The sequence below is a fragment of the Pararhodonellum marinum genome, assembly GCF_015354735.1.
Taxonomy (GTDB): domain Bacteria; phylum Bacteroidota; class Bacteroidia; order Cytophagales; family Cyclobacteriaceae; genus Pararhodonellum; species Pararhodonellum marinum.
Map to the genome: position 1 here is coordinate 67,981 of NZ_JACEFJ010000008.1, position 13,951 is coordinate 81,931.

Here is a 13,951-nt window from a genome sequence, read left to right on the forward strand (position 1 = left end):
TCTCATCCAAGTTATGTTCTGGGTGACATAATAGCTTTTAACTGGCTGCTTTAAAAAAAAGGAATATCGACTATTTAAGGTGAATCAAGAACTCAGGTAGGTTTTTGAGGATATCAGCCGTCATTTTGTTCAGGTCATAAGCATGTTGCCAGCCCCAATCTTTTCTGGCTGGCCCATCATCAATCGTATCCGGCCAGCTATCTGCAATTTGTTGACGAAAATCAGGTTCAAAGCTGATGGTGAAATCCGGATAGTGAGCTTTAATGCATTCGTAGATCTCCTGTGGAGAAAAACTAACGGCTGCTAAATTATAGCTCGACCTCACTTTTACGTTTTCTTTAGGTGCATGCATCAAGTCTAAGGTAGCTTTGATGGCATCTGGCATATACATCATAGGCAGTAAAGTATCCGCCTTCAAAAAGCACTTAAAATGTTCTCCTGCAATGGCCTTATGGTAGATGTCTACCGCGTAATCGGTGGTCCCACCACCTGGAAGAGATTTATACCCAATCAAACCCGGATACCTCAGGCTCCTTACATCTACTCCGTATTTTTGAAAGTAATATTCACACCACCGTTCTCCCGCCTGTTTGGAAATCCCATAAATCGTATTGGGTTCTTTAACACAGTATTGGGGTGTGTTTTGTTTAGGAGTATTGGGCCCAAAAACTGCAATAGATGAAGGCCAGTACACTTTATCCAGCTTTTCTAGCCTAGCCAATTCCAATACATACAGCAGGCTTTCCATATTTAAATTCCAAGCAAAAAGTGGGTTTTTCTCTCCTGTTGCAGATAAAACCGCAGCCAAATGGTAGATTTGCTTGACTTGATTGTCTTGAACCAGTTGTTGCAAAGACCGCTTATCCATCACATCCAAAACCTCGTATCTACAATACTCAAATTGGTTAGCTGCTTGGGGATTTATATCTGTGGCAATGACTGCCTCCCCCCCGTATTGCTCCACCAAAGCTTTGGTAAGTTCAGAACCAAGCTGTCCGGCAGCGCCTATTATCAGTATTTTCTCCATGTAAATCTCATTTGACTTTTACTGTGCTTCCCCTAGGGGGATTTTCATTATATTTGGGTATGCAATATTGCAAAATTAACAAATTCAATCAAGGAAAGTTATTTAATCACATTTAGATTGACTAGCCCTTTTTGTTTGACGATTATTGAAAAACTTTTGACCATGTACGATACACTCAAACCCAAATTACAACAGGAACTTAAAGAAATTGAAGCTGCGGGTCTATTCAAAAAAGAAAGGATCATCACTTCCCCTCAGTCTGCTGAAATCACACTTTCAAACGGCCAGCAAGTTTTGAATTTTTGTGCCAATAATTATCTGGGGCTTTCCAGCCATCCGAAAGTCATCGAGGCAGCCAAAAAAGCGATTGATACGCACGGTTTTGGATTGTCCTCAGTACGTTTCATATGCGGCACACAAGACATCCACAAAACTTTGGAAAAGAAAATCTCGGAATTTCTAGGTACCGAGGATACCATTTTGTATGCAGCTGCCTTCGATGCCAATGGAGGAGTATTTGAACCGCTATTGGGGCCTGAAGATGCCATCATCTCTGACGAGCTCAACCATGCTTCCATCATCGATGGGGTACGTTTGTGCAAAGCCATGCGTTTCAGGTACAAAAACAATGACATGGAAGACCTTGAAACCCAATTGAAAGCTGCAACAGACAAAGGAGCACAGCAAAAGCTGATCGTCACGGATGGGGTTTTTTCCATGGACGGGACCATTGCACAGCTTGACAAAATCGTGGCTTTGGCTGAAAAATACCAGGCGCTTGTCATGTCAGATGAGTGTCACTCTACAGGATTTATTGGTAAAACGGGAAGAGGTGTCCATGAACTGAAAGGAGTAGTAGGCAAAATGGACATTATCACCGGAACCCTTGGTAAAGCCCTTGGTGGGGCCTCGGGTGGGTTCACTTCGGGAAGAAAAGAAATTGTGGAGTTGTTGAGGCAAAGATCTCGGCCCTATCTTTTCTCGAATACTTTGGCCCCTTCAATTGTTGGGGCTTCAATCATGGTTTTTGATCTGCTTTCGGAAACCACAGCACTTCGTGACAAGCTGGAGGAAAATACCTTGTATTTTAGAAAGAAAATGACTGAGGCTGGTTTTGATATCAAAGCTGGAGAGCATCCCATTGTCCCTATAATGCTCTATGATGCAATAATTTCGCAACAGATGGCCGAAAAGATGTTGGAAAAAGGAGTTTATGTGATAGGGTTCTACTATCCTGTAGTTCCCAAAGATAAAGCCAGAATTAGGGTGCAAATTTCAGCAGGACATGAAAAGCACCACTTGGATAAAGCCATTCAGGCATTTATTGAGGTAGGAAAGGAATTGAAGGTGATTTAAAAGCCTCAACCTAAATTAAGCAAAATCAGGCTTCGGTAGTTTTCTTCCGAAGCCTTTTGATTTGTATGGCCTGCATGCTTTCAAATTTTTCATCGATGTCTTCCCCAATAAGGTAGCTATTCAACATCTCCCTAACTTCCTGAAAAGAAAGATTATGTAAAATTTTACCATTTTTGGCCAAGGAGGTTTGTCCGGTTTCTTCGGATACAATCAAGATCAAAGTGTCCGTAGCCTCCGACATCCCGATCGCTGCCCTATGCCTTAATCCAAAATGAGCAGGTAGATCTCTTTCTGTAACAGGCAAAATACATCTTGCGGCTTTCACTTTCCCGTTGTAAATGATCGCTGCACCATCATGCAATGGACTGTATTTATTAAAAATGGAGATTAACAACCTTTTGGAAACCACCGCATCGATGAGGTCCCCGCTTTCAGCATAGAATTTTAACTCCGAGGACCTAGAAATCACCATCAGGGCACCGGTGTTGGTGCCAGCTAAGGTTTTACAGGCATCAATGATAGGAGTGATGTTAAAAGCCATGGTTTCTTTCTTTCGCCAAAAGAGCAATTCCTGTAAAACATTCTCATTGGAAAGAATGGATGACTTGCCTATCAACAATAGAAATTTTCTTATTTCAGGAGCAAAAAGGATGATGACTGCTATTACACCCACTCCCATGAACTGGCCCAAAATAATAGAAAGCAATTCCATTCTGGCCGCATTGACTACCAGGTAAACCAAATAAAGGGATAAGAAGCCAAGAAAAATCTTTATGGCCACACTTCCTCTCATCAATTTGTAGACTTGGTACAACAAAATGCTGACCAGGGTAATGTCTATGATGTTGACGATTGAAATTTCTAAAAACCCTATTTTGAAACCTAAAATCAACCCTGTAATTGTTTATATAAATTTACTGTCTCCTTTGCCTGTTTGACGTCATGCACCCTAAGTACGTTTGCCCCCTCCAAAAGTGCAAACATGTGAAGTGCCGTAGTTCCATTTAGTGCTTCTTCAGGCGTAATTCCCAAAAATGTATAAATCATAGACTTTCTCGACACCCCTACCAAAATCGGTGCATTTATATACTTAAAATAAGATAAATTTTTCAGAATCCAATAATTCTGCTCTAAAGTTTTAGCGAATCCAAAACCTGGATCGATCAGTACATCTTTAATGCCAACTTCCTTGCATTGGTTCAGTTTTCTTGAAAAATATTTCGAAATTTCTTTGACCGGGTCATCATATGTAACTAGGGAATTCATTGTCTTTGGATTTCCTCTCATGTGCATGCAAATATACGGCACTTTGAGCTGGGCAACAGTTGGCAACATGGCTTCATCCAACTCCCCTCCTGAAATATCATTGACGAAATCGGCCCCAGCCAAAACCCCTAGGCGGGCAACCTCAGCACGAAAGGTATCAATGGATATCAGGCTTTCAGGAAACTTTTTTTTAATTGCCTCGATCACAGGAAGCACCCTTCTCAATTCCTCCTCTAGACTCACTTCTTCCGCACCGGGTCTCGTACTATAACCTCCAATATCCAGAATATCAGCCCCATCAGTTAACATCTCAGCAGCGCGGGACATGGAAAGGTCTAAGTGGTCAGCTATCCTGCTTTTTTCATAAAAAGAATCCGGGGTGGCATTGAGTATCCCCATGATCCATGGTTTGTCAAGGATCAATAGCTTTCCTTTACTCTTAAGTGTTATTTTTGATGGAAATAATTTATCTTCGGTCTCAAAAACAAACCTGAACTCATCTTTCATTAAATATTTTCATTTTGAAAACGCAAACTGTCAGCGAATATAACCAAGTTATTCACCTTTGTAAAGAACTTTTTAAGAAGAAAACTTTGGACTATGGCACCGCTTGGCGGATTCTTAGGCTACCTTCTATCACAGATCAGATTTTCATCAAAGCTCAGCGAATTAGGTCCATTCAAGAGAAAGGCACCCAATTGGTTAACGACCCTATTCAAGACGAATTCATTGGTATCATCAATTACTGTCTGATCGCTTTGATCCAACTGGAATTAACTGAGGATGACAGGTTGGAATTGAATTATGAGGAATTGGAACCACTGTATGATGCGTGGGTAAAGGATACTAGATCCCTTTTGGAAAACAAAAACCATGATTATGGCGAGGCTTGGAGAGATATGCGTGTGGCATCAATGACCGATATCATCCTGATGAAACTATACCGAGTTAAACAAATTGAGGACAATAAAGGAAAGACGTTGGTATCAGAAGGTATATCTGCTAACTATCAAGACATGATCAATTATGCGGTTTTTTGTTTGATTAAATTAAAGGAGGATAACAGGCATGTCTAAATATCTACTTACCCTAATTCGGTGGATAGTGGGGGGCTTATTCATTTTTTCCGGAATGATCAAGGTCAACGACCCTGTAGGTACAGCCATTAAATTGGAAGAATATTTTGATGTCTTTTCGTACGATATCTCCCCATTGTTTGCTCATTTAAAATCAATTTCTCTTCCACTTTCAGTTTTTCTGGTTGTCTTAGAGGTGGTTTTGGGAGTCATGTTAATTCTAGGAGTGAAAACCAGATTGACTGTCATTTTACTCGGCCTTATGATTGTTTTTTTTACTTTTCTCACTTTTTTTTCAGCTTACTTTAATAAGGTGACTGATTGTGGTTGTTTTGGAGATGCCATCAAGCTTACCCCTTGGGAATCTTTCTACAAGGATTTGGGCTTATTGATATTGATTGGAATACTGTTCTTTTTCTTAAAAGACCTGCCAAAGAAAAGTGCTGGTTGGAAACAAATAATAGTTGTATTTACGTTGCTTGGATCCTTGACCTTAGCTGTATTGGCCATTAGAAATTTGCCGTTTATTGACTTTAGGGCATATAAAGAAGGAGTGCATATTCCATCAGCCATGCAACCTTCAGAACAGCTCCAATATGACTATGTGATGAAAAAAGATGGCGACGAGTTCATCTTTGATCAATATCCTGCCGATGAATCTTATGAATTTGTGGAAATGAAACTAAAGAACCCTGAAGCGCTTCCTAAGATATCTGATTTTTCGGTTTGGAATGAATCAGGTGAATATACGGAAGAAATTTTGGCAGGGAACCAAGTTTTGATTCTGATCAACAATCTTCAAAAAATCAGTCCGAATAATCTGGAGGCAATCCAAAGACTTGTCTCGGATCTCAATAATGTCGAAATATCCGCATCTGTGGTAGCAGCTTCCTCTGAAGAAGAAATCCGACAGTTTGTAATTACTCAAAATTGGCCGGTCGAAACCTACTTGGCAGACGCGACAGTGGTAAAAACCATCATCCGAGCCAATCCCGGTATCATGTTATTAAAAGATGGTATAATTCTTAAAAAATTCCACCACAACAATACCCCATCAGTAGAAGAAGTAAAAGCTTATTTCAATGATGCCAATGCTCTTTAAAATAGTTTTGGTGGGTTTACCTGGCTCCGGTAAATCAACTTTGGGGAAAGAAATTTCCTCCTCTCTGAAATGTCCCTATTTTGATCTTGACCAGCTCATCACCGAGCACGCTAAAAAGAGTATTCCAGAAATTTTTGAAAATGATGGCGAGGGTCATTTTAGGGACCTCGAATCAGAAGTGCTAAGCAAGTTATTGCCTGACTCCCAAAACTTTGTTTTAGCTACAGGAGGAGGCACTCCATGTTTCAATGACAATATGGAACTGATCAATGAAAACGCTATCTCTGTTTTTTTGGACGTTCCTTTACAAGTTATTCTTGACCGCTTTTCCTTTGATGAAATCAGCAAGCGACCTTTATTTCAAGGTCTAGAAAAAGGAGAACTAATCCTAAAGTTAAAGAGTTTATATGCAGAAAGATTTCCTTATTATAATCAAGCAAAAATAAAGCTCAGCGGAGAAGATCTCACTACTGAGCTATTAAATTCTGAATTGCTAAGCTATTTTAAAAGTTAAATCCCAAGGTCAGTAGCCCCGTAAACAATCTATTGTCAAGAGTCACCAAAGGGCCTATTTCCTGACCTGCATTGTTAAAAGCAGAATAGGGCCTATATAATTGGGTAAACCTTACATCAGTAAGGGTAAAATCAAAATACATCTTTTTGAGTTTTACACCAACACCGCCTGAAATTTGTTGGGTACTTCGGTCCACGTCCGAAAACGTAGAACTCTGAAAAGGATCTCCATAGTAAGCATATCCAGCCCTTGCACGGAAAATGTTGTGCCTAAATTCTCCTCCAACTCGGTAATCTAAGGTCGATCCGTAGAGCAAGCGAATTTCTTGGTTTATGTTACCGGCATTGAAATCTGTTGAGCTAAATCTGGAGGTGGAATAATCCACAAAATCCACATCTGCTGTAATAAATCCATTTTTGCCTAAGAAAAAGGTGCCCCCAACTCCCAGTTTCAGTGGAAGGTTCATGTTGTACCTGCCTATTACTATTGGAGTTTGATCCGTAAAGGTTTCGCTGGGATTGATAAACTCAGATACCATATCGGCTTCGTACTGTTCATTCATCCTGTACCAAGTAGGTGATTGAAACCTAAATCCCAAATTCACCTGATCAACTGGTTTATAAATCAAGCCAAAATTAAGGTTAATTCCTGTTCCGCTGAGATTGAGAAATTCGTTCAGATCAAACCCAATCAGATCACCGGTAGCGTAATCCTCCGCTAAAAATTTTCTTTGAAAATAATTGATGCTGGTAATCCCTATTCCAGCACCAAAGAAAATTTTATGGTCATAATTACCTCCATATGAAAAAGACACTTGGCTGACGCTGCCTTCTGTGAAAACATCCTCTACCAGAGCTGGTTCATCCTCCACATTAAAAGCTTCATAAATTGGTCTTCCATTACCATCTGTACCTGCACTGATGATTACATTGGTATTGAACGCCAAACTTTCAGTGCCTGCTCCATTTGATAATGCATTTTCAGAAATGCCGAAGGCATTATCCGCAAAGAAATCAGCGATAGAGGTCGGCGTTACTGCGGAATACCCAAATTGATTGTTTAAGTTAGCCAAACGATTTACACTGATCCCAAATGAACCGCCTTTCCATTTTTCTTTGGTTAGCGTATTTTTAGGTGAACTGATGACAACCCCTAGGTTAGGCAATGCAAAATTACTCGTTTGAAGTCTTGAAAATTGGTTTTCAAGGGTTGCATCATTGGTCCAATCCCCAAAAGCAGCTGTAAAACTAAATTCAGACCTTTTGAAGAATCCAAGCCCTGCTGGATTGTGATGAATATTTGAAATGTCTCCTCCCAAGGAATTTTGGGCTCCACCAAGGCCCATAATTCTGGCGGAACCGGTTGATCTAATTTGACCAAATGTCAAGGCATCCTGTACATAGCCTTGAGCATATACTTCACATGCCCCCATTACTGTCAAAAAAGTCAAACCATAAGTTATCTTTTTGATCATTTTCATACATTTTCCTTTAAAGAAACATTTTTACAGTGCCATTGATAAAGACAGTAATCATACCAGTTTAGATAGGTTTTTGAATTTTATAACGGGAAAAAGAAAAAAAAGTCTAAAAAAAAAGGGGGATATTAATTCCCCCTTCCTCCTCCACCTCTAGAGCCGCCGCCCATGGAGCCGCCGCCACTGCGACCGCCTCCACCGCCGGAGCTAAATCCTCCACCACTGCTTCTTCCACCGCCACTTGAGCCGAAGCTACCTCTCGACGGTGCAGAAGATCTTGATGGGGCTGTGGATCTAAATCCGCTGTTGCTTCTTGATGGTGCAGCACCTCTATTATAAGAGGGCGAACTCGACCTTGGAGCACTCGTTCTATTTCTATTGTTGTAGGTATTGCTACCTGATCTGTTGCTGTAATTTGGACTTGCTGTTCTAGCATTTGTTCCGCCTCTTGGAGAAACAGGAGTAGTGTATGCGCTCCTATTAGCACTTCTTGAGGACATAGCAGCAGATCCTGTATTCCTGTTAGTTGGATTCGCAGAACTTACTCTTCCATTATACATGTCATTTTGAGACCTACTAAAATCCCTGTTGGTTCTGTTAGATGGCGTAGAGGTCAAGTTTCTGCTATTAGCGACATCCCGTCTGGCTGCTGTCCTTGAGTTACTTGGTAGTGCAGCATTATTTCTGGCACTTTCTCTAGTACCTGTTTGTCTATTGGAAACGCCGGTACCTCCCCTTTCATTTCTACCACCTCGTACAACTTGACGACCTTCCCCAGGAATAACAATGATAGGTGGTCTACCCCAGCCCATGCCAGGTCCCCACATACCGCCACCCCACATGCCACCCCAGCCGAGGCCCATGCCCCAACCTGGACGCATCCAAGGGTTACCCCAGCCAAAACCAGGACCCCAGAAAGGGTCATAAAAGCCCATTCCCCAGGGGTTCATCCAAGGGTTGCCCCAACCGAAACCTGGTCGCATCCACATGTTGCCGAATCCCATACCGAAACCCATGCCCATGCCCATGCCGAAGCCCATACCAAAACCGGCATTCATGCCCCATGGACTGAATCCAAGCATAGGACTCATCATGAATCCATTGTTGAAACCTGAATTGAAATTGTTGGCTCCACCACCATAGTAGTTGTTGTACACATTTACATTGGGGTCCCCTTGAACCTGATTTTCTCCAGATTCATCGAAGTAAACGGAGCCTTCTTCTTGGGCACCGGTTTGACCTTGGTACCGAGCAATATATTCGGGATTAACATTTCTTGCAGAAAAGTTTTCTTGATTGAAATCCTCGGCAGTTACCTCGTTGAATTGACGGAAATTTTCCGGATTATTGTTCTTCACCGCAAACTCCGTTGCAATGCGCGCATCAGAGGCCATAAAGTACAAGTCATCCGTTTCACTTCCCTGCATCGCGTTGTAGCTTGTGCTACAGGAAGCCATGCCGATCAATGCAACCACGCCTAAATACCGAAATGAGAATAGCTTGTTCATATTTTAATTATTTTAACTCCTGTTACTATATACGCTTTAAACCTACGAGGGTTATAATATTTAATTTATATTTGCCTCTCTTACGAGAAACCAATATAAATAGTTTTTTTTAATCAACAAAGATAGTAATGAGCAAAGGATTACCCAAGCGCAGTGAGGATTATTCCTTATGGTACAATGAATTGGTCAAGCGAGCTGACTTAGCAGAAAACTCAGCTGTAAGGGGATGCATGGTCATTAAACCTTATGGTTATTCTATTTGGGAAAAAATGCAGGCCCAACTGGACCACATGTTTAAGGAAACTGGTCACACCAATGCCTATTTTCCATTATTTATTCCCAAATCGTTTTTGTCCAAAGAAGCAAGCCATGTAGAGGGCTTTGCCAAAGAATGTGCAGTAGTGACCCACTACAGACTCAAAAATGCAGAAGATGGCTCAGGGGTCATTGTAGACCCTGAAGCCAAGCTTGAAGAAGAATTAATTGTGAGGCCCACCTCAGAAACCGTCATCTGGAGTACTTATAAAAATTGGATTCAATCTTATAGGGATTTGCCTTTATTGGTCAACCAATGGGCCAATGTGGTCAGGTGGGAAATGAGGACACGGCTTTTTTTGAGAACAACAGAGTTTCTATGGCAGGAAGGACATACTGCTCATGCCACCAAAGAAGAAGCCATTTCTGAAACCGTTCAAATGATGCAAGTGTATGCCGAATTTGCCGAATCCTTTATGGCCATGCCGGTAGTAAGAGGACGCAAATCTGAGAATGAAAGGTTTGCCGGAGCGGAGGACACTTATTGTATAGAAGCCATGATGCAGGATGGCAAAGCATTGCAGGCAGGCACATCCCACTTCTTAGGTCAAAATTTTGCAAAAGCCTTCGATGTGAAATTTGCCACAAAATCCGGTGGACTGGATTATGTCTGGGGTACCTCTTGGGGGGTAAGCACCCGACTGATGGGAGCCTTAATCATGGCCCATTCAGATGACAATGGATTGGTCCTTCCACCAAAATTAGCCCCAATTCAAGTGGTGATTGTCCCGATTTTCAAAAGTGAGGAAGAGCTTGAAAAAATCTCTATACAGGCCAAGGAAATTGCTAAGAGTTTGAAGGAAAAGGGAATATCTGTAAAATTTGATGACAGGGACACCTACAAACCAGGTTGGAAATTTGCTGAATATGAACTGAAGGGCATACCTTTGAGAATTGCGATAGGGCCAAGGGATTTGGAAAACCAAACCATTGAATTGGCAAGAAGAGATACCCTGTCAAAAGAAACTGTAGATTTAAAAACAAGCAACCTAATAAATAAAATTGAGCACTTGCTGGAGGAAATACAGGAAAACATCTACCAAAAAGCCTTAAAATTCAAGGAAGAAAAAACTACTGAAGCCAATTCTTGGACCGAATTCCAGGAAATATTAGACAAAAATGGAGGCTTCGTTTCTGCCCATTGGGATGGAACTTCCGAAACGGAAGAAAAAATCAAAGAATTGACCAAGGCGACCATTCGCTGCATTCCCCTTGACCAAAAGGAAGAAGCAGGTGCATGTATTCTGACTGGCAATCCCTCCAAGGGTAGGGTTTTATTTGCCCGTGCTTATTAAATTCCAAGTCAATTAATATGAAAGAGTGGTAACCGTTGAGGGGTGAAGATTTTCACTTTCATCGGGTAACCACTCAATTTTTTTCTATTTTTGCAAGCAATTCACACTACTGTAATCAATTTGCTCATCATGGGGACATATAATTTTCAAGAAATAGAGAAGAAATGGCAAAAAGTTTGGGAAGGTAATCGGCTTTTTGAGGCTTCGATTGATCGCAGCAAGCCAAAGTTTTATGCTTTGGATATGTTTCCCTACCCCTCAGGTGCAGGACTTCATGTTGGCCATCCCCTAGGCTATATTGCCTCTGATATCATTTCTAGATACAAAAGGTTAAAGGGCTTTAATGTCCTTCATCCCATGGGCTATGATTCCTTCGGACTACCAGCTGAGCAATATGCTATCCAAACCGGACAACACCCCGCCATCACCACCGAACAAAATATCCGAAGATATACTGAGCAGTTGAAAAACATTGGTTTTGCATTTGACTGGAGTAAGGAGGTAAGAACCTCTGATCCAGCTTATTACCGATGGACCCAGTGGATATTTATGCAGCTTTTTGATAGCTACTATGATCTGAAAACCAATAAAGCTACCTCCATTCAATCCCTTATAGCCACTTTTAAAAAAGAAGGTAATAATGAGGTCATGGCAGTCTGCGATGAAGATACGCCTCATTTCACAGCAGGCGATTGGGATAGCTTAAGTGAAAATGAAAAACAGGGTATCCTCTTAAAATACAGGTTGGCCTTTTTGTCAGAAACCACTGTGAATTGGTGTCCAGCTCTAGGCACTGTCCTTTCTAATGACGAGGTCAAGGATGGCTTTTCCGAAAGGGGTGGCCATCCTGTGGAAAGAAAAAAAATGATGCAATGGAGCATGCGTATTACAGCCTATGCTGAAAGATTACTGCATGGATTGGAAAATTTGGATTGGTCTGAACCGATCAAAGAAATGCAGCGCAATTGGATAGGTAAATCTATAGGTGCCGAGATGGTTTTTCAAGTCAAAGACCAAGACCTTAAGATTAAAGTCTTTACCACAAGAATAGACACTATCTATGGAGTCACTTATCTGGCTTTGGCCCCGGAAAGTGATTTGGTCAATCCATTGATCACGGACGGACAAAAATCGACTGTTCAACAATATGTAGAGGTGGCCAAAAACCGCTCAGAACGTGACAGGATGAGTGATGTCAAAACCATCTCCGGGGTTTTTACTGGATCTTATGCCATCAACCCATTCAATGGAGAAGAGATACCAATTTGGGTGGCAGATTATGTCCTTGCGGGTTATGGTACGGGTGCAGTGATGGCGGTACCCGGGCATGATGAGCGGGATTACAATTTTGCAAAGCATTTTGGTTTGGAGATCAGGCAGGTAATTGCAGGAAGTATGGAACATGGCTCTTTTCCTGGAAAAGACGGAACCATCATTAATTCAGGCTTTATCAGCAATTTGCCTATGAAGGAAGCCATGGAAAAAGCCATTGAATTTTTAGAGAAAAATAAAATCGGAAAAGGGAAAATACAATACAGGATGCGAGATGCCATATTTACTCGGCAACGCTACTGGGGGGAACCTTTACCTGTGTACTTTAAAGAGGGATTACCCTACTTGATCCATGAAAATGACCTTCCATTGGTCTTGCCGGAGGTGGATAAATATTTGCCTACCGCCGACGGGGAACCACCTTTGGGAAGGGCAAAAAACTGGACTTACACCACCGATGAGGGAGATTTCCCACTTGAGAAAAGTACCATGCCAGGCTGGGCGGGTTCGAGTTGGTACTTTTTCCGATACATGGACCCGAACAATGAAACTAAATTCGTGGATCCAGAAAAGGCCAAATACTGGGGAGCGGTAGACTTGTATATAGGAGGTGCCGAGCATGCAACCGGACACCTGCTTTATTCCAGATTTTGGACAAAATTTCTATATGACATAGGCGCAGTTCCCATAGAAGAGCCTTTTCAGAAAATGATCAACCAAGGCATGATTCAGGGAAGGTCTAATTTTGTTTATCGAATCAAAGGGACGAATACTTTTGTTAGCCATGGATTAAAGGACGAATATGATACTTCCTCTATGCATGTAGATGTAAACATGGTCTACAATGATCAGCTCAACTTAGCGCAATTCAAAGCATGGAGACCCGATTTAGAAAATGTAGAGTTTATTTTAGAGAATGACAAGTACCTCTGTGGTGCAGAAGTGGAAAAAATGTCTAAATCCAGATACAATGTGGTCAATCCTGATGACATCATTGAAAGATATGGGGCAGACACACTGAGACTGTATGAAATGTTTTTAGGTCCTTTGGAACAATTTAAACCATGGAACACCAATGGCATAGACGGGGTCTTTAAATTCCTGAAAAAACTTTGGAGGCTTTTCCACGACAACAATGACAAAGTGTCTATATCAGACGCCCCTGCTACCCAAGAAGAATTGAAGGCCTTACACAAAGCCATCAAGAAAACCGAAGAAGACCTGGCAAATTACAGCTTCAATACTTCTGTTTCCAGCTTCATGATCTGTGTCAACGAGCTAACTGCCTTAAAATGCAACAAAAAAGCGGTTTTAGAACCCTTGGTCATCATCTTATCTCCTTTTGCACCACACATTGCTGAAGAATTGTGGTCCATCTTGGGACATCAATCCTCCATTTTGGAAAGTAATTTCCCCAATTTTGAGGAAGGCCATTTGGTAGAAAGTAACCACGAGTACCCGATCTCCATCAACGGGAGGATGCGTGCTAAACTACCCTTACCCTTGGGTTTGGGCAGAGAGGAGATAGAAAAGTTTGCCATGGCAGATGCTACCGTTCAAAAATGGCTTGAAGGTAAAACCCCAAAAAAAGTGATAGTCGTTCCCGGTAAAATTGTCAACATTGTCATTTGACACCAATCAAATACTACTGAAAAATGGACAGGTTTTTTGTTGCTTTTGCGACTGTTTTAGCCTCAGGGATTTTTGCCTATGCTTATTTAAAAGAATGGGCCAACCATGTCC

At 41.5% G+C, this 13,951-nt stretch carries 11 protein-coding genes; 6 read left to right on the forward strand and 5 right to left on the reverse strand.

From position 1 onward, the window contains the following. Positions 1-70: 70 nt before the first annotated feature. A complete protein-coding gene (locus H1A14_RS14895; protein WP_194777075.1) occupies positions 71-1,027 on the reverse strand; it encodes an NAD-dependent epimerase/dehydratase family protein in 957 nt (318 codons plus the stop codon). Positions 1,028-1,189: 162 nt separating this feature from the next. On the opposite strand from H1A14_RS14895, the gene kbl reads away from it, so the two are divergent. Further along, positions 1,190-2,383, forward strand: a complete 1,194-nt coding sequence (kbl, locus tag H1A14_RS14900; protein WP_194777076.1) for a glycine C-acetyltransferase — start codon at positions 1,190-1,192, stop codon at positions 2,381-2,383. A 25-nt stretch (positions 2,384-2,408) separates the two neighbouring features. Here kbl and cdaA read toward each other — a convergent pair whose 3' ends face one another. After that, positions 2,409-3,275, reverse strand: coding sequence for a diadenylate cyclase CdaA (cdaA, locus tag H1A14_RS14905; RefSeq protein WP_194777077.1), 867 nt, complete (start codon positions 3,273-3,275; stop codon positions 2,409-2,411). Next, positions 3,272-4,156, reverse strand: a complete 885-nt coding sequence (gene folP, locus H1A14_RS14910; protein WP_228527799.1) for a dihydropteroate synthase — start codon at positions 4,154-4,156, stop codon at positions 3,272-3,274. The genes cdaA and folP overlap by 4 nt, the downstream gene beginning before the upstream one ends. 14 nt (positions 4,157-4,170) lie before the next feature. Between folP and H1A14_RS14915 the strand changes: the two genes are divergently transcribed. The 3 genes from H1A14_RS14915 to H1A14_RS14925 are packed head-to-tail and all read left to right on the forward strand — an operon-like array spanning position 4,171 to position 6,341. Further along, positions 4,171-4,725 carry a DUF1599 domain-containing protein gene (locus H1A14_RS14915; RefSeq protein ID WP_194777078.1) on the forward strand — a complete coding sequence of 185 codons (555 nt, stop codon included), beginning with the start codon at positions 4,171-4,173 and terminating at the stop codon, positions 4,723-4,725. Further along, positions 4,718-5,827 carry a BT_3928 family protein gene (locus tag H1A14_RS14920; RefSeq protein WP_194777079.1) on the forward strand — a complete coding sequence of 370 codons (1,110 nt, stop codon included), beginning with the start codon at positions 4,718-4,720 and terminating at the stop codon, positions 5,825-5,827. Before H1A14_RS14915 ends, H1A14_RS14920 begins: the two co-directional genes overlap by 8 nt. Continuing rightward, positions 5,817-6,341 carry a shikimate kinase gene (locus tag H1A14_RS14925; RefSeq protein WP_317174901.1) on the forward strand — a complete coding sequence of 175 codons (525 nt, stop codon included), beginning with the start codon at positions 5,817-5,819 and terminating at the stop codon, positions 6,339-6,341. The genes H1A14_RS14920 and H1A14_RS14925 overlap by 11 nt, the downstream gene beginning before the upstream one ends. Here the strand turns inward: H1A14_RS14925 and H1A14_RS14930 are convergent. Together H1A14_RS14930 and H1A14_RS14935 are read right to left on the reverse strand one after the other, a co-directional pair. Next, on the reverse strand, positions 6,331-7,815 hold the full coding sequence (locus tag H1A14_RS14930) for an OmpP1/FadL family transporter (protein ID WP_228527800.1): 1,485 nt from the start codon (positions 7,813-7,815) through the stop codon (positions 6,331-6,333). The genes H1A14_RS14925 and H1A14_RS14930 overlap by 11 nt on opposite strands. 131 nt (positions 7,816-7,946) lie before the next feature. Beyond that, positions 7,947-9,326 carry a hypothetical protein gene (locus tag H1A14_RS14935; protein ID WP_194777082.1) on the reverse strand — a complete coding sequence of 460 codons (1,380 nt, stop codon included), beginning with the start codon at positions 9,324-9,326 and terminating at the stop codon, positions 7,947-7,949. 128 nt (positions 9,327-9,454) lie between these two features. Here H1A14_RS14935 and proS point away from each other — a divergent pair, with 128 nt between their 5' ends. Then, positions 9,455-10,936 carry a proline--tRNA ligase gene (gene proS, locus H1A14_RS14940; protein WP_194777083.1) on the forward strand — a complete coding sequence of 494 codons (1,482 nt, stop codon included), beginning with the start codon at positions 9,455-9,457 and terminating at the stop codon, positions 10,934-10,936. A gap of 129 nt (positions 10,937-11,065) precedes the next feature. Continuing rightward, positions 11,066-13,840: a leucine--tRNA ligase gene (gene leuS, locus H1A14_RS14945; RefSeq protein WP_194777084.1), complete on the forward strand. Its 2,775-nt coding sequence runs from the start codon at positions 11,066-11,068 to the stop codon at positions 13,838-13,840. Positions 13,841-13,951: the final 111 nt, after the last annotated feature.